We start from the raw sequence: 21,397 nt of genomic DNA, 5'->3' as shown, positions 1-21,397 counted from the left end.
AAACGAGGACCGTGGGCATAGTGTCAAATATCAAGAATGACCCGGTCGGGGCGCTGAGCCCGGCGGGGAAGCGCAGTGTCGGCTTTCAAAGGCCGACCACGCCGCTGGACAAGGCGCTGACGCTGCTCTCCCGCTACCGGGAGGCAAGTATCGCGGTGGTGGCCGTTCTACTCGTCATCTATTTTCAGATCGGCAGCGACAACCAGTTTCTGACGTCGCAGTTTCTGAGCGTCGTGCTGCGCGACACCGGCCGGCTTGGCTTGATCGCCATCGCCGAGGTGATGCTGATGATCACCGGCGAGATCGATCTGTCCGTCAGCAGCGTCTTTTCCCTCGCACCGTATAGCATGGTGCTGATGGCGAATTCCCTGGGTGTGCCGCTGCCTTTGGCCGCGATCATCAGCCTTGTCATGGGCGTCGCGGTGGGCGTTCTGAACGGTGTCGTGACGGTCCGGTTTCGCGTGCCGTCGCTGATCACGACGGTCGGAACGCTGTTTCTGTTCCAGGGTATCGTCGTCTGGATCAATGACAGCCAGCCTATCGTCGCGCCGATCCAGGAGCCGTTCAACGCCCTGTTCGGCCAGAACCTGTTTCAGCCGGACGACTCGCTGCTGTCCTGGCACGCGGTGACGGCCTTTACGCCCTTCCTTTGGACCTTGGCGGCCGTCATCGTCATCGCCCTGGTTCTCAACCGGACGACCTTCGGCCTGCACACCATCGCGACGGGTAGCAATATCATCGGCGCGCGCGAGATCGGCGTCAGAACCGACCGTATCAAGATCTACAATTTCATGCTCGCAGGCGGCCTGGCCGCTTTCGCGGGCATCATCAACACGGTGCAGTTCTCATCGGCCGATCCGCAGGCGGGTAGCCCCTTCCTGACGCTGCAGGCGATTGCGGCGGCGGTCATCGGCGGCACGTCGCTGCTCGGTGGCTCCGGCACAGTCGTGGGCGCATTGATCGGCGCCTTTGTCGTGGCGACGCTCAATAACGGGCTCGTCATGGTCGGCGCGCAGGCGACGGTCTCGGATATCTATCTCGGGGCCGCCATCCTTGGGGCGATGATACTCAACGTGCAGGTCAACCGGTTGCGCGCGCGGAGGCGGATCTAATGCAAAACATGAACACGCCAAGGCTAAGCGACGACGCGCCCGTGGTCCTGGAAATGTCGCATGTCAGCAAAAGCTTCGGCGCGGTCACGGCCTTGGTCGATGTCAGCGTCAAGCTGCGCAAGGGCGAGGTTCTGGCCCTTGTCGGCGACAATGGGGCCGGGAAATCCACCCTCATCAAAGTGCTGTCCGGATATCACAAGCCGGACAGCGGTACGATCACGTCCAAAGGCAAACCCATTCGCTTTGAGTCACCGCGTGACGCGCGGTCCGAAGGGATCGAGACGGTCTATCAGGATCTTGCCTTGATCGGTGACCTCAGCATCTACCACAACATGTTCATCGGCCGGGAATATCGCAAGCGCATGTTCGGGATGAAATTCCTGGACAACCAGAAGATGCGTGGCATGGCGGAGGAATATCTTAGCACGCTCGGCATCAATATTCCGAACGTGAACAGCACGGTCGACCGGCTTTCGGGCGGGCAGCGGCAATGCGTGGCGGTTGCGCGATCGATCTATTCCGCGCCGAGCGTGCTGATCCTGGATGAGCCGCTGGCGGCGCTGGGCGTGCGGGAAAGCGCGCATGTCCTGGGGCTTGTACAGAAGCTGCGGCGGGAGCGGGAAGTCTCGATCATCCTGATCGTCCATAACTACAGTCAGATCTTCGAAGTTTGCGACCGGATCAATTTTCTGCATTCCGGCGAGATCGTTTTGGATGCCGCGACCTCCGACATCACCGAGGAGGAATTGACGCGGACGGTCAAATCCGGCCTCGGCAGGCTTTTGCGTCCCGAGGATGCCGAGATCGCCTTGGCGGCTGTGCCCTGACCTAACCTTTGTCATCACCAAGTTCATGATGCGTCCGGACGGCACCCGCCGGACGGCATTCGAATGGAGTTCGGATCTGTGGCCTTTTCTCCGAGTGATTTAGCAACCTGCGTGACGAGCGGTCTGCTCTCCTTCCCGGTCACGTATTTCGACGCGTCGGGCGTTTTCCATGAGGCGGGTTACCGCGCGCATGTGTCGCGCCAGGGGCTGGCCGGGGCGGTCGCGCTATTCGCCGCCGGAGGCACGGGCGAGTTCTTTTCCCTGAAGTTCGACGAATACAAAAGCGTGGTGCGCGCTGCGGCCGAGGAAGTGCCGGACCATATGCCGCTGCTGGCCGGGGTCGGCTATGGCACGGATATGGCGGTTGACCTGGCCAAGGCAGCCGAGGCGGCGGGGGCGGACGGTATCCTTGTGCTGCCGCCCTACCTTGTGAATTCCGAGCAGGAGGGGTTGCGGCGCCATCTGGAAGCAGTCTGCAAGGCCGTTGGGATCGGTGTCATCGCCTATAACCGCGACAATGCGATCTATGCCGCCGATACCCTTCTGGCGGTCGCGGAGACCTGTCCTAATCTGATCGGCGTGAAGGACGGCGTTGGCGCGACAGAGATGCTGGTCAATCTGCGCTACCGTCTGGAAGATCGCTTCATCTTCATCGGCGGCATGCCGACGGCGGAGGTTTACGCCAGCGCGACGCCGAATGCCGGCATCACCACCTATTCCTCCGCCATCTATAATTTTGCGCCCGAGACGGCTTTGGCCTTCTTTCAGGCCTGGCGCGCAGGCGAGCAGGCTGTCGTCGATGATCTGATGCGGCGGTTTTTTCTCCCTTATCTCGCGATCCGCAACAGACGCGCGGGCTACGCGGTCTCGATCGTCAAGGCCGGCGTGCGGATCGGCGGCAGCGATTGCGGCGCGGTGCGGACGCCACTTCTTGACCTGACGGCTGATGAGGAATTGTCTTTGCGCCTATTGATGGAGCAATGCGGCATGCCCGTCGCTTAGGTCCATGCAACCGAACGAAGCCGGATGAAGCCTATGGCGCATAATCCTCAACCCATCGCATTATTGACGGGCGCCGCGGGACAATTGGGGCGCGTGCTGGCGCAGCGCCTTAGCGCCTGCGGCTGGCAGCTGCGCATGACCGATATCCGGCCCTTTCCGGACGCTTTGCCGCGTGGCGCCCGGTTTTTCGAGATGTCGCTGGAAGACAAGGACGCTGTCATCGACGCGGCGGCGGGCTGCGATCTGATCCTTCACTACGGCGGCATATCAACCGAGCAGTCCTTCGAGGAGATCCTGGGTCCCAACTACCGCGGCACGTTCCATATCTACGAGGCGGCAAGGCGGCACCGCGCTAGGGTGGTCTTTCCGTCTTCGGTTCATGTCGTGGGACTTTATGACAGGTCGGAGACGCTGGACCAGGACTGCGTCTTGCGGCCGGACGGCTATTACGGCCTGTCCAAAGCCTATGGCGAGATGCTCGCGCGGGTCTATTGGGAAAAACATGCGGTTGAGAGTGTCGTCGTCCGGATCGGGTCTACCCTGCCGGAGCCGACAGACCGCCGGTTTTTGTCGACCTGGCTGTCTCATGACGATTTCATCGCCTTGATGCAGTGCTGCGCGCAAGCCGAGCATGTCGGGTTCACCGTGATATGGGGCGCATCCGATAACAGCCGCAGCTTCTGGCGGGATGATGGACGTGTCCGCATCGGATGGCGGCCGAAGGACAGTTCCGATGGGTTCATCGACCAAGTGGAGGGGATCGTCACGCAGGATGTGATCGCCGAAAGCCTGCAGGGCGGCCGTTTCGTGACCGTCGACTATACAAGGGATGGTCTTCCGCCCAAGGATCTGTTCTGAAGACGGGCATTTCTAAAGACGGGCATTGGACCCCGGCATCGGGTGATTGGATTGGCGCTGTCCGAACTGGCGCTGTTCGTACAATGGCCAGAATGATCGACGCGATATACCGTGCGGATCAGGCGGAATGTCTGTAGAAACGTGAGGGACGACATGAAAACGAGACTCTTCGGCAAGACCGGCAAAGCCGTCGGCGAAATCGGGTTCGGGGCCTGGGCCATCGGGGCCAGTTGGGGCGATGTCGATGATGCGGCCTCGCGCAAGGCTTTGCACGCGGCACTCGATTCCGGTGTCACCTTCCTCGACACGGCCGATGTCTATGGCGACGGGCATTCGGAAAGGCTGATTGCCGGCGTGTTGAAGGAGCGTGGCGGCGAGCGGCCCTTTGTCGCGACGAAGGCCGGCCGGCGGCTGCCGGCACAGACGGTCGAGGGCTATAGCCGTGCGAATCTTCTCGCCTGGATCGACCGCAGCCGGAAAAATCTGGAGATGGACCAGCTCGATCTCGTGCAGCTGCATTGCCCGCCGACCGACCTCTATTACCATCCCGAGGTGTTCGAGACCCTGGAAGAGATCAAGGCTTTGGGGCTTATCCGCGACTATGGCGTGAGCGTCGAGCGGGTTGAGGAAGCGCTGAAGGCTTTGGACTATCCCGGTGTCGTCAGTATCCAGATCATCTTCAATATCTTTCGCCGCAGGCCGATCGCGCTGCTGTTCGATCAGGCGCGGGCGCATGATGTCGCGATCGTCGCGCGCGTGCCGCTGGCGAGCGGATTGCTGTCGGGTAAGTTCAAGGCAGAGACGACATTCGCGGAGTCCGACCACAGAAAGTTCAACCGGCACGGCGAAGCCTTCGATGTCGGCGAGACCTTCTCCGGCGTGCCATACGAGGTCGGGCTGGAAGCGGTCGAGAAAATCCGTCCGCTGGTGGGTGACGATACGACCATGGCGCGTCTGGCCTTGCGCTGGATCCTGATGTTCGAGGCCGTATCCGTCGTTATTCCGGGTGCGCGCAATCCCGAGCAGGCGGAATCCAACGCTGCGGCCGCCGCGCTGCCGCCGCTATCGGATCAGGTCATGGAGACTTTGCGCGGGATCTACGACGCGGACATTCGCCCTTACGTTCACGCCCGGTGGTGATTTCGCCTTAAATTATTGTTTTTGCGAGCATCCTGGCCCGGTCAGATGGTTCCATCTGACCGGGATCTGCTCTCGGGTTTGGACCGGCTTCATGCCTGCCCGATACGCCATTGGCCCTGCGGAATGCGGCCGTTGACGGCAAAATCTCCGATGATGCGATCCTTATAGACGCGCGGATTGTGAGAGCTGATGGTGCGGGCGTTCCGCCAGTAGCGATCAAGTCCGGCGTCGCGCAGCGTGGCGGAGGCGCCGAGCGCATCGAAGAGGGACGCCGTGGCATCGATGATCAGCTGAGATACGACCGATTGCGCCTGCCAGATCTCGATCTCGGCCTCCGCGATCAGCGCCGGATCCTGATCATTGCCGATGGCGGCGGCCTTGTCCAAGGCGCGCGCGGCGTGGTGAACGATGGCGCCGGCGGCATAGGCATGGGCCCGCACGCGGCCCACGACCTGCAGCAGCTGAGGGTCCTCCGGCGCCATAGCGGTCGTTGCATTGCTGTAGCTCCGCTTGCGGATGCGCAGGATGGATGCGGTGTCACTGGCGGCGGCGCGGCCGATGCCGGCAAGCGTCGCCAGATGCACCAGTTGAAAGAAGGCCTCGGAATAGCCGAAGGGCGCGCGCTCTCTCACGATTTCGCAATCCTCCACGGGCACATCGCGGAAATGCGTGGTGCCGCTGGCGGTGAGACGCTGACCCATGCCGTTCCAGTCGTCCAATACCTCCACCCCCGGCGCATGGCGGGAGACGACGACGCTGACGCCATTGCCCTCACTATCCGAGGCGCCGACATGCACCCAATCCGAAAACAGCGTGCCGGTGGTATAAAATTTGGAACCGTTGAGCCGCCATCCTTCTGCCGTCTGGCGGAGTTCCGCCGAGAAGGCGGCCTGTTTCGCGTTGCCGAGTTCGGACCAGCCGGCGCCGACGACATCGCCCCGCAATAGCCGGTCGAACCATCGCGCCTGGCGCGCCGGTGGTGCTTCCGTGCGAATATGCTCGACGAAGCCGAAATGCGCGCGCAGCGCCTGGGTGATATTGGAATCGGCCTCCGATAGATCGATCAGAAGCGCGAAGAAATTGACCAGGCTGACACCGAGGCCGCCGGCCTCCTGCGGCACGCGCATGGCGGTGAAACCCGTTTCGCGCAGCCAGCCGATCTCGTCATGCGGCAGGCCGCGGCCAAGTTCGCGCTTGACGGCGTCTTCACGAATGCGCGCGAAGACCGGGCGGAAGCGCTTGGTCAGTCCGTCCCATTCCGGATCGCCGGCACTGCCCCAGCCGGAGCCCAGCTTGACGTCGTCGGGGAGATTGGAACGGTCATAGGCCATCATCTGTTTGTCCTGTTGTCCGGCAAAGGGAGTGCCGAAGAATGTTGCGGTATCATCTGAATTGTCATTCGGCTGGCCAGCGATGGGCGGCGGCGGGATGATGCGACGGCAAGCGGTCGCCACGGCCGAACAGCTTCTGGCGTAGGGTACCGGGCGCATAGGCCTGTTTGTAGACGCCTCTGCGCTGCAATTCCGGCACCAGAAGATCGGCGATATCCCGGAAGTTTTCATGCGTGACGGCATGGGCGAGATTGAAACCGTCGATATCGGTTTCCTCGGTCCAGGCGATGAGGGTATCGGCGACACGCTCGGCCGAGCCGGTCGTCACCGGGCTGAGGCCGCCGATGCCGCACCAGGCGGCGATTTCCCGAATGGTCCAGACGCGATCGGGATCGGCGGAACTCATCGCTTCCACGGCCGTGCGGATGGCATTGCTGTCGATATGGTGAAAGGGATCGTCCAGCTTGTAGCGGCTGAGATCGGTCCCGATCCATCCGGACATCAGCGCGAGTGCCGCTTCGTCCGAGCAGTAATGCCGATACTCGGCTTCCTTGGCCGCCGCTTCCCGGTCCGTCTTGCCGACGATCACTGTATGTTCGGCAAAGATCAGTACCTCATGCGGGTCGCGCCCGGCCGCGCGAATGCTGTCCCGCACGGCCGCCACGAATGTGCCGAGCACGCGTTTGGAGGGCGCACCGATGAAGATGCATTCTGCGTTTTCCGCGCCGAAGCGCCTTCCGCGCGGCGAGGCACCCGCCTGATACAGGACAGGCGTCCGTTGCGGGGAGGGTTCGCAAAGATGGATGGCGTCCAGCTTGAAATGCGCGCCGTCGTGATGAATGGATCGCACCTGGGCCGGATCGACATAGCGGCCGCTGGCCGCATCATTGATGACGGCGCGATCGGACCAGCTACCTTCCCAAAGCTTGTAGCAAAGCGCCGCGTATTCATCGGCCATGTCATAGCGCGAATCATGGGGCAGTTGCGCCGCGCGGCCGAAGGCGCGCGACGCGCTGTCCAGTGCCGAAGTGACCATATTCCAGCCGATGCGGCCGTCCGTCAGATGGTCGAGCGTCGACATCCGGCGGGCAAGCTGGAAGGGATGTTCGTAGGTCATGGAGACCGTGACGCCGAAACCCAGATGCTCCGTCACCTCCGCCATCGCCGAGACGGCGAGAAGCGGATCATTGACGGGGAGATGCAGCCCGTCGGCCAGGGCCGTATCCCGGCTGGCCTTGAAGACATCGCTGACGCCCAAAGTATCGGCGATAAACAGACCATCGAACAACCCGCGCTCCAGAATGCGCGCAAGCTCCGTCCAATAGCCGCGTTGGTGATAGCGGGCGGCATCGCTGCGTGGATGCCGCCATAGGCCGGGCGAGAGATGATCCGGCGTCGCCATGGTGAAAGCGTTGAGGCGCAGCGGCTTAGCCATGGCGATGGTCCGGGCGGAATGGATTGAGGGCGATCAGGACTGTCCCAGTGCCTTGGCCGCATCGGCCGCGTTCTGCTTGTTCACCAGAATGGCGGGCAAGAAGGTATAGGGCGGCAGGTCATGATCGCCGGCGAGATAGCGCGCAACCGTATCGATGGCCGTCTTGCCGATGAGATAGGGCTGCTGGGCGGCGACGGCGGAAGCCGGGGAGGCAGGATCGGCCACCATCTTCACGACATCCGGGCTGCCGTCGACACCATAGGTGCGCACTTCGGTCCGGTGCGCGGCGAGGACAGCCTGGGTCGCGCCGACCTGCGGCACATCCCAAGCCGACCAGATGGCTGCGATATCGCCCTTGTTCGGATATTTCTGCAGCATATCGGTGACCTGGGAATAGGCGTTCTGCACCGTATTGGGAATGACGTCGCGCAGTTCCGGCTGGATGATATGGATATCGGGGAAGGCGCGCAGCACAAGCTTCAGCTCGTCATACCGAATGGCGCAGACGGGCACGCTGTAGAAACCGTTGAAGACGAGAATATTGCCGCGTCCCTTGATGTCACTCGCGAGTTGCAAAGCGAGTTTCTCGCCGATGCTGTAATTGTCCGAGGTGGTGTCGTTGATGCTGTAGGGCGAGATGGTATCGACCGTAAAGAGCGGAATACCGGCGGCGCGGATTTTCTTCAGCCAGGGTTGCAGCACCGGCGCGCTGCCAAGCTGCTCGACGATGGCATCAGGCTTCTGCGCGATCAGGGTCTGGATCTGGGCGATCTGGCGGCTGTCGTTGCGGCCGGCATCAAGGGCGATGGGGATACCGCCGAGGCGCTTCACCTCGTCAATCTGGCCCTGATAGGCTTTCAGATCCCAGTAATGTTCGGTGCCCGCGACGGTGATGCCGATGCGCTTGCCCTTCAGGCTAGGGGCGTCCTGTGCCTGGGCCGCCGAGACCGCGAGGGAGCCGAGGCCGAGCGTGAGCGCAAGCCCGGCCAGAAGGCGTTTCCGAAACGACATTGTTTTATCCTTGTCTTATACGAAAGAAAAGTCAGTCGGCGGTCTGCAATCGCCGGCTCAGGAAACTGATGCCGAGCACGATGAAGACCAGAAGGCCGATAGCGACCTGCTGCCAGTAGAAATTCCAGCCGATCAGGAGGAGGCCGTTATGCAGCATGCCGAAGAAGAAGACGCCGAGCAGCGTGCCGAGCACATTCGGCCGCGCCTCGCGGCTGATGGTTGTGCCGACAAAGACCGCGCCGATCGCGTCCAGCATGAAGGCATTGCCCGATAGCGGCACATAGGATTTGACGGTCGCCGAGAGCAGCAGACCGGCGAGACCGCAAAGCAGCGCCGATAGCAGATAGACAAGCCAGGTCGTCCGCCGCACCGGCAGGCCCGAATGCCAGGCGACGCGGGGCTCGGCGCCGATAGCACGCAAATGCCTGCCGAAGGCGGTGCTGCTCAGCAGAACCTGCACCAGGACGACGGCGAGCGCGACCAGCCAAAGTGTCAGCGGCAGGCCGAGGATCTGCCCATGGGCGAGATAGTCCAGCCCAGCGGCAGGATAGTTGGAGACGAGGTAGATAGGTGTGCCGCCGTTGGTCGCCAATTGCTGCACGCTCTCGCCGATGAAAAGCACGCCGAGCGTCGCGAGAAAGGGGCTGATGCCGAAGACTGTGATGAGCAGGGCATCGAGCAGCCCGACGACGAGTGCGCCGCCGATACCGGCGATGAGGCTGAGGCCGAGCCCCGAGCCATGCTCCATCAATGTGACGGCCAGCATGGCCGCGATATCTGCGGCGACGCCGACCGACAAATCGATCCCACCGGCAGAGATGACCAGCGTCATCCCCAGCGCGACCAAGGCCGGGAGAGAGAAGTTGTTGACCAGGATATGGAGGATATTGCCGGGCGTGCGGAAAGTCGGTGAGATCGCCGCGAAGATCAGGAAAAGGGCGATGAGAGCGGCGGGCGTGGTGACGCGGACAAGCTGGGCGCCGATGGGGCGACCCATAGGGACGGAAGCCGACATGTCAGGCGCCCCCACGGCGGGTGGACAGCGATCGCACGGCGACGACGAACAGGATGAGCACGCCCTGCACGCCGTTCACCCAATAGCTGGAGACGTTGAGAAGCTGGAAGCCGTTGATCAGGCTGCCGATAAACAGCACGCTGAGCAGCGTGCCGCCGATGGTGGGCAGCAGGCGCCGCGAAAAGACGGTGCTCATCAGACTGGTGAGCACGACCGAGAGCAGGATATCGCCCGAGCCCGGCGAACTGCCGCTGAGCCGCGCCGCCTGCAGGATGGCGGCGAGGGCTGCCAGAAGTCCCGCCGCGACATAGGTGCCGGCCAGATAGGCCTGCACGCGGAGCCCGGCAGCACGCGCGGCCTGGCGCTGGCCGCCCACGGCTTGCAATCGCAACCCCCAGCGCGTGCCCTGCACCAGGACAATCAGCACAACCGTGGCCGCGACCAGAACCCAGTCGGTGACGGAAAGCCCCAGCCAGGACAGGCCGACGATAGAGCCGAGCAGCGGCGAATTGGTCGATATCACCGTGTTCTGAGTGAGAACGAGTTCGGCGCCCGCGCAGATATTCATCACCGCAAGGGTCGCCAGAAGCGGCAGGACGCCAAGCCCGACGACGGCGATTGCATTGAGCAAGCCGACAGCGGCCCCGGTGCCGAAGGTAATCGCGACCGCCAGCCAGTCACTGAAGCCGGCGTTGGATGCGACCGCAAAGACCGCGACGCAAAGGCCGAGATTAGCGCCGAGCGATAGATCGATACCGCCGCGGATGACATCCCCACCACCGCCGAGCACGACGATGCTCATACCGAAGGCGAGCAAAGCCAGCACGGCCGATTGCTCGATGACATTCGCGATATTGCCGAGATTGGCAAAACCAGGGGCGACGGCGCTGAAATAGGCGAAGACCGCGATCAGCGCGGCGATGGAGCCAAGCCGGATGACCTGGCTTTGGCGGCGGGCGCGTCTGATATCCCGATCTTCCAGATCGACAGAGCGTTCGGTGAAAGCGGGCGCTTGATCGGCGAGGACATTGCTGCTCATGCCGCGATGCTTTCACCGAGGCCGGCAGCGCCGGTGGCGGCCGCCAGAATCTCCTCCGGCGTCGTGTCCGCCGGCCGCAGCCGATGGGTGATGCGGCCGCGATGGAGGACTAGGATACGGTCGCAGATGCCCTGCAACTCCAACAGATCGGAGGAGAGGATCAGCACGGCGGCACCGCGCTGCGCGAGATCACCCAAGAGGCGATAGATCTCCACCTTGGCCGCGACGTCGATCGCGACCGTCGGCTCGTCGAGCAGGTAAATATCGGAGGCGGCGCTCAGCCATTTGGCGAGCACGACCTTTTGCTGATTGCCGCCGCTGAGATCGCGCACCCGCGCATCCGGCCCCGGCGTTTTGATGCCGAGGCGCGCGATCAGCTGCCGCACAGTCTCAGCCTCGCGGCGCCGGCTGATGAAGCCGAAGCGGGTGAGCTTCCCCAGACTGGCAAGGGTGGTGTTCTCGCGCACCGACATATCGAGCGCGATGCCCTGGCCGCGCCGGTCTTCGGGCACCAGCCCGAGGCCCCGGCGGATGGCGCCAGCGGGAGAGCCGACGGCGCCTTGCTTGCCATGGGTCGTGATGCTGCCCTGGTCGGCGGGTGCGAGGCCGAAGATGGCCGCGAGGACTTCCTTGGCCCCGGACCCGACGAGACCGGTGAGGCCGAGAATCTCGCCCGCATGCAGCGTGAAATCGACATTCGTGAAATGGCCGCGCCGGGTCAGACCCTGGACGCTGAGCGCAGGTTTGCCGATCGGCACCGCCGATTTGGGGAACATGTCGCCAATCTCGCGATTGATCATGAGGGAGACAATGTCCTGCAGCGGCGTGTCGCGCGGGTCCAAGGTTGCGACATCCCGTCCGTTGCGCAGGACCGTCACCTTGTCGCAAAGGTCCTGCACTTCCTCAAGGTAGTGCGAAATATAGACGATCGATGTGCCTTCATCGCGCAGGCGACGGATAAGCCCGAAAAGCCGATGCGCTTCCCGCCGCACCAGCGAGGCCGTGGGTTCATCGAAGACCAGAACGGCGGGGCGATTGAGCAAGGCGCGCGTGATCTGCACGATCTGCCGATGGGCGGCGCTCAATTCCCCAATCAGCGCGTCGCGTGGCAGCATCATGTCGAAATAGCTGCCGATGATATCTTCGGCGCGTTTGCGCATGGTGCGTCGGGACAGCAAGGGACCGATGCCGGGTTCCGCGCCCAGAAACAGCGCTTCCGCCACCGTGAAGCTGGGCACCAGAAGCGCTTCCTGATGGATGATATGAATGCCGAGATGCTCGATCGCCCTTGGCGAGACATGGGTCAGCGTTTGGCCGTCGATCGTGACTGAGCCGCTATCCGCTTTGTAAAGCCCGCCCAGGATCTTGATGATGGTCGATTTGCCAGCGCCGTTCTGGCCGATAAGGCCATGGATGGCACCGCGTTCCACGACCAGATTGGCATTGTCCAGCGCGCGTGTCGCGCCGAAGGTCTTGACCAGATCGCGGAGCGCCAGAGCAGGCTGCGCCATCAAATCGCTCCGTGGCGCGGCGGCTTGATGCCGTTCAGATAGTAATTGCCGATGGCGGCATATTTCCAGCGCGCGGGATCATGCAGCGTATGGACGCGGACATTGCGCCAGTGCCGGTCGAGATTATGCGCGGCCAGGGTCGAGCGCGTGCCGGCCAGTTCATGCAATTTATTGGCGGCCGTCAACGCCGCTTCTGTCCCGAACGCCTTGGCTTCGGCGACGGCGACCGAAGCCTCGGCCACCGTCTCCTCCGTGGGTGTTTCGGCCGCCGCGTCGACATAGCGGCCGGCGCGCGCCAATAGGGCTTCGGCGGCATTCTGACGGATGGTCAAATCGCCGATCTGTGCGATGGTATAGGGATCTTCGGCCGCCGTTTCCTTGCCGCTATCGATCCAGGGCCGGCTGCGATGCTGCACGAAGTCGATCGTCTCAGCCAAGGCCGCGCGGCCGATGCCGATATCGACCGCCGCATGGATGATCTGCGCCAGAGGTCCCATCGAGGTCGGGTGATCGAAGGCGTTCTGGTAGGGGATGACGCCGAGGGGGTCGACAATCGCATTCTCGAAGATCGTGGTGCCGCTGCCGGTGGTGCGCTGGCCGAAGCCGGACCAGTCATCGATCAGCGTGACGCCCGCCGTGTCGGGTTTCAGGAAAGCGAAGACCAGCCGGTCATTCCTGTCCTTGGCGACGGCTGCCACCCAATGCGCGAATAAAGCGCCGGTCGAATAGAATTTGCGGCCATTGAGGCGGAGCAAGTCTTGCGCGTCAGGCTTCAGAAAGGTTGCATAGTCATGGGCGGTTTTCGTGCCCGCTTCGCTCAACGCATTGCCGAAGCGCTCGCCCTGCAGAACGCGCTCGAACCAATGGCGTTTCTGCACTTCGGTCGCGGTGAGGCGGATGGCTTCGATGACGAAGAAATGGTTTTGCGGAATCTGGCCGATGCTGCCATCGGCGGCCGCGATGATAGCCGTGACCGTCGCCAGGGTTGCCGCGGAAACGCCGGCGCCGCCATAGGCTTTCGGCACGGTGATGGCGAGAAGGCCGCTTTCCGAATAGCGGTCCATCTCCGCATGCGGAAGGCGGCGGTCGCGGTCACGCTCGGCCGCGCCGGGTGCGAATGCCGCCGCCAGGCGGTGTGCCACGGCGATCGCCTCAGCACCGTCGCGAATGCGGGCGGTTTGCCCGCGCAGATCAAAAGCAGCGCTCATTCTGCGGCCCTCAGGATGGTCTTGCGGGATTGGGCGGCCGGGTGTGTGTCGCTCAGTCGCGGTCCATGGCCGGGAAACAGCTTTTCGCGCAGCGTGCCGGCCGCATAGTCAGTCTTGTAGCGGCCGCGACGCTGCAGTTCCGGCACCAGAAGATCTGCGATGTCGACAAAACTTTCCGGGGTCACGGCATAGGCGAGGTTGAAACCGTCCAGATCGGTTTCCGCCACCCAGGATTCCATTTCATCCGCGACCTCACTGGCGGAGCCGACCAGCAGCGGACCGAAGCCGCCGATGCCGATCCATTCCGCGACCTCCCGCACCGTCCAGACGCGGGAAGGGTCGGCCGTCGTGAAGGATTCCACGGCTGAATGCACTGCCTCATTACGGATATAGCGCAAAGGCTCATCGAGGTCGTAGGCCGAGAAGTCGATGCCCGTCCAACCGGAGAGCAAGGTCAGCGCGCCGGGGATGCTGACATAGCTGCGATAGTCGGCATGTTTCTCGCGCGCGGCGTCCGGCGTTGCGCCGACAATGGCCGTGGTGAGGTTGAAGATCTTGATGCTATAGGGATCGCGGCCATAGGCGGCCGCGCGCTTGCGGATATCAGCGACATAGCCGCGCGCCACGGTCTTGCTGGGCGCGGCCATGAAGACGCATTCGGCTTGCCGGGCGGCGAAATCCCGCCCTTTGCTTGAGGTGCCGGCCTGGAACAGAACCGGCGTGCGTTGCGGCGACGGTTCGCTGAGGTGAATGGCATCGAGCTTGAAGAATTCGCCCTCATGCCGGATGCGATGGACCTTGGCGGGATCGGTGAAAACCCCGCTGTCGCGGTCACGCAGAACCGCGCCTTCCTCCCAGCTACCTTCCCAAAGCTTGTAGACAAGCTCCATATATTCTTCGGCGATCTGATAGCGCGTGTCATGCTTGGGCTGGCTGGCGGCGCCGGAGACACCGCGCGCGGCACTGTCCAGATAGCCGGTGACGATGTTCCAGCCGATGCGACCCTTGGTCAGATGATCGAGCGTCGAAATGCGGCGCGCGAGGGTGAAGGGCGGTTCGTAGGAGAGGGTGCAGGTGACGCCGAATCCCAGATGCTCGGTCACCGCCGCCATGGCCGAGACAGACAACATTGGGTCGTTCAGCGGCACCTGGGTGCCTTCCCGCAAGGCGTGATCGGTATTGCCGCCATAGACGTCATAGACGCCGAGCACATCGGCCATGAACAAGGCGTCGAACTTGCCGCGCTCCAGAATGCGGGCGAGATCGGTCCAGTAGCTGAGATCGGAATAGCGATCGGCGCGGTCACGCGGATGCCGCCACAGGCCGGGCGATTGGTGGACAACGCAATTCATGTCGAAAGCGTTGAATAGGATAGGGCGCGTCATGAGCGTGATCCTGCCGTCAATTCCAGGGATGACGCGGCGGCAGCACGCCGTTCAGGGTGTGGTTGCCGATGAGGGCGAATTTCCAGCGCACGGGATCATGCAGCGTATGGGTACGGGCATTGCGCCAATGCCGGTCAAGCCCATGCTGCTGCAAGGTGGAGCGGGTGCCCGCCAACTCATGCAGCTTATTGCCGGCGAGAAGAGCGATTTCCGTCGTGAGAACCTTGGCTTCGGCGACCTTCAGCGACGCGGCGGCGACGGTCTGTTCGGTCGCTTCGGCGATCGCAGCATCAACGGATGTGCCGGCGAGGGCGAGAATGGCCTCGGCCGCATGCAGGCGAATGACCAGATCACCGACAGCGGCAATGGTATAGGGGTCTTCGGCCGCCGTTTCGCGGCCGCTATCGACCCAAGGGCGGGACCGCGTGCGGACGAAGTCTATGGTGTCGGCGATCGCCGCGCGAGCGATGCCGAGATCGACCGCCGCCTGGATGATCTGTGAGACAGGGCCGTTGGCGGAGGGCTGATCATAGCCGAGATAGGCTGGCACGACGTCGCGCGCGGCAATCGCCACATGATCGAGCGTGACAGCGCCGCTGGCCGTGGTGCGCTGGCCGAAACCGGACCAGTTGTCGGTAACGGTCAGCCCGGGCGCTTTCGGATCGGCAAAGACCAGATAGGCGTTGCCGTCTTCGGCCGTCGCGGCGATGGGGATGATATCGGCAAATAGCGCGCCGGTGGCGTAGAATTTCTGGCCGGTGACGCGATAGATCTCACCGTCGCGCACAAGCTTGGTATCGAAAATGCCGGCATGCTTGCTGCCGGATTCGGAAAAGGCATTGCCGAAGCGTCGACCTTCGAGAACGCCCCGATAGAAGCGCCGCTTCTGCTCCTCATTCGCGGTCACGCGCAGCGCTTCGACGACGCCAAAATGGTTCTGCGGAATCTGCCCGATGGAGGGGTCGGCGGCGGAGATGGTGGCGATGACTTCCGCCAGCGTTGCGAAGGAAACATCGGCGCCGCCATAGGCCCGCGGCACGGTGATGCCCCAGAGGCCGGAGGATGAGAAAAGATCCAGCTCCGCACGCGGCAGGATGCGTTTCTGGTCACGCTCGATCGCGCCTGCGGCGAGATCCGGTGCCAGGGCGCGGGCGACCTGTATCGCTTCGGCGTCATCGCGAATGATCGGCGCCACCGGTCTTGAAACCGCAGCCTCGTGATTGTCGTCCGTCCGCAGAGCGCTGCTCATGGTTTCAGCCTTGTGAATCGCTATTAACGGCACAATGGCTAGTTGTACGTTCGTTGGCAATTTAATTTTTAAATTGCTATTTTATTTAGTATTATATGGATATGATAACGGCCGAGGGCAGGTCGCAGCAGCGGCTGGCCCGCAGGTTCACCGCGGATACGCTTGCAAATGCACGGTTTTTTGGCCTATTGGCGCGTCAGTCTCGTTCTGCCGACTTCACTCGATCCGTTCGACTGGCAGCAGATCGGTCAGGAAAGCGAAGGGGTTGCGGCCTGACGGGCCGGCCACAAAGGGGCCCGGTTCCGTGTCAAGGAAGGCCGCCTGGGCCGCCAGCAGCGCCTTCGCGCGATTGACTTCGTCGCCCGCGACGCGCAGCGGGGCATAGCCGATGGCGTCCATCAGAAGGGAAACGTCCATCGCCTCCGACCCCCAGGCCGGATGAAGGGCCGTCACATCGCCACCGACGAAGGAGGTGCGGTCGCCGGTATCGAGATAGCTTTCCGTGGGCAGACCTTCCGCCAGGACGATGCCATGGCGCGGCAGTTCGACGTGATAGTAACGGACGACATCCGCTTGCACCTGAGAGATCGTTCGGTCGTTGATGAGGTGCTTCACCGGTATCAGCACGTCTTCCACGAAGACGGCGTGGTCCGGCGACAGGTAAAGATCGCGCTCGGGCAAGGATGAGCCGAAGGCACCGGCCTTGATCCGCACAGGATTGACTTTGGACGGCGTCGGATGCCGCCGGCAATCGATGCTGCGGCGGCCAAGCCATTGCACGGGGCGGGCAGACCCCTCGATGGTCAGGACGTGATCACCGACCCGCAGCGTCTCTACCGTGACAGGGCCACGGATGGTGAGAATATGTGTGCCTTTGACGAAGCAAGGGGCGGTGGCTGTCGTGTCGACCGCGCCCGTGGTGCTGTCGAACAGAAGCGTTTCCGATGTATAGGCGCCGCTAAAGGTGAGGCTGCCGATTGCCTTGCCGTCATGCGTGAAACTGAGCTTGGCATCCCCGCCGCTACTGCTGAAACTGGCGGATGCGCCCACCAGTGCCGCCGCCTGCACCTGATCGCCGGCGACGAAACCGCTGACGGGTGCGGCAGGTAGGCTATCGGCATGAAAGGCCGACAGGTCGCCGAGCGTCAGCGTGCCGGTGTTGCTTGTAAACGCAACCGTCTCGCTATTGCTGACGCTATTGTCAAAGGTCACGTCACTGCCGGCACCGATATCGATCGTGCCAGAGCCGGTGACGGCCCCCGCGAAGGTAAGGGTTGCGGGATCCGTCAGGATCAGCCCGTTATTGGTGAAGCCGGCTTCCGCTGTCAGGGTGCCGAGGTCGGAGAGCTTGGCGCCTTCCGCGAGAGAGGTATTGCCGGTCAGGTCCCAGTCCGCGTCAGCATCGACGGTGATGTCGGAGAAGCCGGTAAACCCTGCACCCAAACCGGACAGCGTTCCGGCTGTCGCTGCATCGGGCCCATCCGCCAATTCCAGCAGGTTGTCGCCGCCGGATGCGGCCGTCACCGCACCGACGAAGACCGCACCCGGATGGACGATGAGCTTGTTTGTGCCCTTGCCCAGAAAATCGACGGCGTCGCCTGCTGTGGCGGCGATGGTGCCGGCATTGGTGACGGTGCCACCGCCGCCGATCACCACGCCATCATTGTGGCCCGAAATCAGGCCGCCGGCGGTATTGTTCACAATGCCGCCGTTCGACAGGACGATGCCGCTATCCGTCTGGCCGGTAATGCTGCCGCCATTGACGACCATGCCGCCGCCGTTCTTGTCCTCGATACCGATTTTGCCGCCGGTGACGCTGCCTGAATCAACGGTCCCATCGCTGTTGCTGGTGAACGGGCCATTGACCTGGATATCCCAGCCGGAGGTGACGTTTCCGGTATTGAGGATACCGTCCGTGCCGCCATCCACAGCCGCGTTGGTCTGGATGTCCCAGCCGCCGATGACGGTGCCGGTATTGACGATGCCGTCGGTGCCGCCGTCCAGAACCGCGTTGGTCTGGATGCCCCAGCCGCCCGCGACGGTGCCGGTATTGGCGATGGCGTCCGTCCCGCCGTCCGTGGCTGAGTTGGTCTTGATGTCCCAGCCACCCGCGATGCTGCCGGTATTGGCGATGCCGTCAGTTCCGCCGTCCAGAACTGCGTTGGTCTGGATGCCCCAGCCGCCTGTGACGGTGCCGGTATTGGCGATGCCGTCCGTTCCGCCGTCCGTGGCTGAGTTGGTCTTGATGTCCCAGCCGCCCGCGATGCTGCCGGTATTGACGATGCCGTCGCCGTCTGTGCCGTCCAAGGCTGCGTTTGACTCAATGTCCCAGCCACCCGCCAGCGTGCCGAGATTGGCAATGCCATCCACACCGCCGATCACCGTGCCGTTCTGGACAATGGTCCAGCCATTGGCGAAATCGGTTGCGTTGGAGATGCCGTAGGTGCTGCCGGAGACGATGGTATCGCCACCCACGGTCAGGGTGCCGGGCGAATTGGCGGCAAGCGCATAGCCGGAGGGATTGTAGAAGGTGATCGCTTCCAGGCCCGTCTTGCTGTCAGGACGGGCGCTGAAGCTTGCGACACCGCCGACGTCATAGGTGACGTTGCTGAAAACGAAGGTCCCGGCATCGGTGGTGATGCTCAGGCTGTCGGAGCCGAGGGCGACATTGGAGACGGTTGTGCCCGGCAGTTCCAGCACGTCACCGCTGCCGAGATACGCCAATTGGGCGTCGGTCGTCGTACCTGGCGCTGCCAGGGCAAAGATGCCGCCCCCGATATAGGTAAGCTGCGAAGCGGCATTGGGCGCGGCGGCAAGCTGCACCATGCCGCCGCCCTGTGCGATATAGTCCAGCGCCGGGGGCGTCGCGTCCGCATCCTCGATCACGGCCCCCGCACCGATCGCATAGAGCGTTGGCGCTATACCGCTGCCCGAGACGGTGGCGACGCTATCGAGCGTCACGGTGCCGCCGGTCACGTCGATCTCGCTGGTATGGGCGATTGTCAGGGCATCGACCGTCAGGCCGTCCGTCACCGTCAGCACGCCGTCCGCACTGGCGGTGCCGGGAGACAGGCTCAAGCTTGCGAGGCTGAGCCCGGCGATATCATCGACGCCTTGTCCCGTCATGACGACGGAGGCGCCGGCCGTCGGCAGGCCAAGGCTCCAATTGGCGACGTCGCTCCAAAGATAGTCGCCGCCTGCCGCGGTTTCGGTTTGCGTGAAGACATCCGGCCCGGTGACGGTGGAGCCGACACCGATCTGGCTATTGGCATAGAAGCCGGAATCCGGTGCATCCACCGTGACGGAGAGGGTGACATAGACGGGGGTCTGGTTGAGCTGGGCGGGGCTGTCTTCCAGGTCGCCGATGCTGCCGAGGTTGATGACATTATGGTCGAAATAGGCGAGCGCCGCGGCGCCGCTGGCAAAACTCTCATACAGGGAGGCGAAGCCGACCTGGACGTGCAAATCGACCTCGGTGACCCCGGTGCCGACCATTGTCGCGCCCGCGAGATCGAGCAGCAGGTCGCTGTCCAGCGGATCGGCAGAAAAATCGAGTTGTCCGGCCAATGTCTCGATATTGGTGACCGCGCCGCTGAGGCTGGCATAATTGCCGGCGCCCTGCTCGATATCGACCAGCAGTTGATCGCCGGTTCCGAAATCCGTGCCATTGCTGGCGGCGGTCGGATTGAGCACCGCCATGGAGACGGCCTGGTCCGTCGTATCGAGAGCACCCAGCTTGTCGCCTTGGGATTGGGCGGCATAGGCGGTGGCATTGCCCAGAACCGCAGCGACGGCTCCGGCGTTGAGAAATTCCTCGGTGCCGACGAGATTGTTTTCGTAGCTGCCGCCGGCACTGGCGTTGGCGGAGCCGCTCGGCCCGATGCCCGTCGCCTTGGCCGTGGCTTTGCCGGTGGTCGCCTCCCCGGTGCCGCCGGTCGCGAGCGCCGTGACATTGGCCGTGGGTCCGGTTCCGACGGCGACGGCATTGGCGCCGCCGCCGGCGATATTGGCCCCGCCGCCGGTCGCAGTGACATAGACATTGGCCAAAGTGCCGGCGGTGCCGTTGCCGCTGGCTGTCGCCGTGCCGCCCTGCGCATTGCCGTAGCCGCCGGCCGCAAAAACATCGTCATAGACATCGGCCGCGCCGGTGATGGTGCCGCTGGCTTCCCCTTGGCCGCCATTGCCTTCCGTCAGCAACCCGCCGGCCGGTTGCAGCGCGGGTCCGCCGTCGCCCCCGGTCGCGTGGAGTTCGACCGTGACCTGGCTGCTCGACGTATCGGAGAGCGTGAGGTCGGAGGTCGCATTGCCGCCGGTCGCGGTGTCCGGTCCGGCATAGGGACCGCCATACCCGCCACCCCCGCCATTCGCGGTCTGGTTGAGGTTGAGACTGCCATCGTCGGTCTTGCCCGAAACGGCATCGGTGAGGGTGCTTGACCCACCATCCCCGCCGGCCGGGCCATCGCCGCCGCTGCCGCCCGTCTGGGTGACCGTCGCCGTCGCCATGGTGGTGCCGCTGGCGCTCGCGGTACTGCCGCTGACATTGGCGCCGTTGCCGGCGGGATGGACGATGCCGATATAGGTGTTGTCGGTATATAGCGGCGTATCATACTGGGAATCGCCGCCACTGCCGCCGGTCGCGGTCGCGCTGGCCGAGGCAATTCCAGCCGTGTTGCTGGCTGTCGCGCTGGCGCTGGCGCTGCCCCCGTCACCGCCGACGCCACTGGCCGCCGCAGGCAGGCCGCCCACCCCGCCATTACCACCGTCCCCACCCGTCGCGGTCGCCTTGGCCGAGTTGCCGTCCGTGTCGGCATGCGTGACCTCGCTTGCCGCCGTCGCATCGCCGCCGTCGCCACCATCACCGCCGCTGCCGCCGTCCTGGTCAGGTAAGGTATTGGCCGCACCGCCGGCCCCGATACCGCCGTCGCCGCCTAGAGCCTCAGCCGTATTCGTGGAATCCGCAGCCGCCGCGGCCGTCGCGCTGGCATCGCCGCCCGCAAAGCCGGAGGTCCCACTCGCTCCGTTGCCTGTGCCAATCGTGCCATTGGCGCCTGGGCTGCCGGTGACGTTTGAGTCCATCTTATTTCTCCGGACATAGGCGCGGTTGCGTCAGTTCGGGCTCAGAGGATTGAGTGCGCATGATGTTTGCGCTGTCCCGGCTTGCTTGTGCTTCACTAAACGCATAGCCCAGCCAAGGGCACATCCCCCGATTGGGGGAGATCGGCTTTTGCGCCTGACAAAGACCTGAAATCGTCTCACCGCGCCTCTTTGCGCGAT

15 protein-coding genes are annotated in these 21,397 nt (G+C 63.5%); 5 read left to right on the top strand and 10 right to left on the bottom strand.

The window, feature by feature from the left end:
* The first annotated feature begins 11 nt into the window (after nucleotides 1-11).
* From ACELLULO517_RS18430 to ACELLULO517_RS18410, 5 genes are all read left to right on the top strand, one after another.
* Nucleotides 12-1,112 (top strand): ABC transporter permease, encoded by a 1,101-nt coding sequence (locus ACELLULO517_RS18430; protein ID WP_227308888.1) that lies wholly within the window; start codon nucleotides 12-14, stop codon nucleotides 1,110-1,112.
* Nucleotides 1,112-1,939, top strand: a complete 828-nt coding sequence (locus ACELLULO517_RS18425; RefSeq protein WP_227308887.1) for an ATP-binding cassette domain-containing protein — start codon at nucleotides 1,112-1,114, stop codon at nucleotides 1,937-1,939. Before ACELLULO517_RS18430 ends, ACELLULO517_RS18425 begins: the two co-directional genes overlap by 1 nt.
* 63 nt (nucleotides 1,940-2,002) lie before the next feature.
* Complete coding sequence (locus ACELLULO517_RS18420; protein WP_227308886.1) at nucleotides 2,003-2,941, top strand: 5-dehydro-4-deoxyglucarate dehydratase; 939 nt, start codon at nucleotides 2,003-2,005, stop codon at nucleotides 2,939-2,941.
* 33 nt (nucleotides 2,942-2,974) lie between these two features.
* Nucleotides 2,975-3,799: an NAD-dependent epimerase/dehydratase family protein gene (locus ACELLULO517_RS18415; protein WP_227308885.1), complete on the top strand. Its 825-nt coding sequence runs from the start codon at nucleotides 2,975-2,977 to the stop codon at nucleotides 3,797-3,799.
* 153 nt (nucleotides 3,800-3,952) lie between these two features.
* The gene (locus tag ACELLULO517_RS18410) at nucleotides 3,953-4,939 is read left to right on the top strand and encodes an aldo/keto reductase (RefSeq protein ID WP_227308884.1); all 987 of its coding nucleotides are present in this window, start codon (nucleotides 3,953-3,955) and stop codon (nucleotides 4,937-4,939) included.
* An 89-nt stretch (nucleotides 4,940-5,028) separates the two neighbouring features.
* Here the strand turns inward: ACELLULO517_RS18410 and ACELLULO517_RS18405 are convergent, their stop codons facing one another.
* From ACELLULO517_RS18405 to ACELLULO517_RS18360, 10 genes are all read right to left on the bottom strand, one after another.
* Nucleotides 5,029-6,273, bottom strand: a complete 1,245-nt coding sequence (locus ACELLULO517_RS18405; protein ID WP_227308883.1) for an acyl-CoA dehydrogenase family protein — start codon at nucleotides 6,271-6,273, stop codon at nucleotides 5,029-5,031.
* A gap of 61 nt (nucleotides 6,274-6,334) precedes the next feature.
* Nucleotides 6,335-7,705: an LLM class flavin-dependent oxidoreductase gene (locus ACELLULO517_RS18400; RefSeq protein WP_227308882.1), complete on the bottom strand. Its 1,371-nt coding sequence runs from the start codon at nucleotides 7,703-7,705 to the stop codon at nucleotides 6,335-6,337.
* 33 nt (nucleotides 7,706-7,738) lie between these two features.
* Entirely contained in the window at nucleotides 7,739-8,716 is a 978-nt protein-coding gene (locus ACELLULO517_RS18395; protein WP_227308881.1) for a sugar ABC transporter substrate-binding protein, read from the bottom strand.
* Between the two features lie 31 nt (nucleotides 8,717-8,747).
* Nucleotides 8,748-9,731, bottom strand: coding sequence for an ABC transporter permease (locus ACELLULO517_RS18390; RefSeq protein ID WP_227308880.1), 984 nt, complete (start codon nucleotides 9,729-9,731; stop codon nucleotides 8,748-8,750).
* Between the two features lies 1 nt (nucleotide 9,732).
* A complete protein-coding gene (locus ACELLULO517_RS18385; RefSeq protein ID WP_227308879.1) occupies nucleotides 9,733-10,770 on the bottom strand; it encodes an ABC transporter permease in 1,038 nt (345 codons plus the stop codon).
* The gene (locus ACELLULO517_RS18380) at nucleotides 10,767-12,281 is read right to left on the bottom strand and encodes a sugar ABC transporter ATP-binding protein (protein ID WP_227308878.1); all 1,515 of its coding nucleotides are present in this window, start codon (nucleotides 12,279-12,281) and stop codon (nucleotides 10,767-10,769) included. Before ACELLULO517_RS18380 ends, ACELLULO517_RS18385 begins: the two co-directional genes overlap by 4 nt.
* Nucleotides 12,281-13,489 carry an SfnB family sulfur acquisition oxidoreductase gene (locus ACELLULO517_RS18375; RefSeq protein WP_227308877.1) on the bottom strand — a complete coding sequence of 403 codons (1,209 nt, stop codon included), beginning with the start codon at nucleotides 13,487-13,489 and terminating at the stop codon, nucleotides 12,281-12,283. Before ACELLULO517_RS18375 ends, ACELLULO517_RS18380 begins: the two co-directional genes overlap by 1 nt.
* On the bottom strand, nucleotides 13,486-14,874 hold the full coding sequence (locus ACELLULO517_RS18370) for an LLM class flavin-dependent oxidoreductase (protein ID WP_227308876.1): 1,389 nt from the start codon (nucleotides 14,872-14,874) through the stop codon (nucleotides 13,486-13,488). Before ACELLULO517_RS18370 ends, ACELLULO517_RS18375 begins: the two co-directional genes overlap by 4 nt.
* A 16-nt stretch (nucleotides 14,875-14,890) precedes the next feature.
* Nucleotides 14,891-16,123, bottom strand: a complete 1,233-nt coding sequence (locus tag ACELLULO517_RS18365) for an SfnB family sulfur acquisition oxidoreductase (RefSeq protein WP_227308875.1) — start codon at nucleotides 16,121-16,123, stop codon at nucleotides 14,891-14,893.
* Nucleotides 16,124-16,339: 216 nt separating this feature from the next.
* Entirely contained in the window at nucleotides 16,340-21,199 is a 4,860-nt protein-coding gene (locus tag ACELLULO517_RS18360; RefSeq protein WP_227308874.1) for a Hint domain-containing protein, read from the bottom strand.
* Nucleotides 21,200-21,397: the final 198 nt, after the last annotated feature.

Source organism: Acidisoma cellulosilyticum, assembly GCF_020621385.1.
GTDB lineage: Bacteria > Pseudomonadota > Alphaproteobacteria > Acetobacterales > Acetobacteraceae > Acidisoma > Acidisoma cellulosilyticum.
This window is presented reverse-complemented; position numbering and strand designations above follow the sequence as displayed.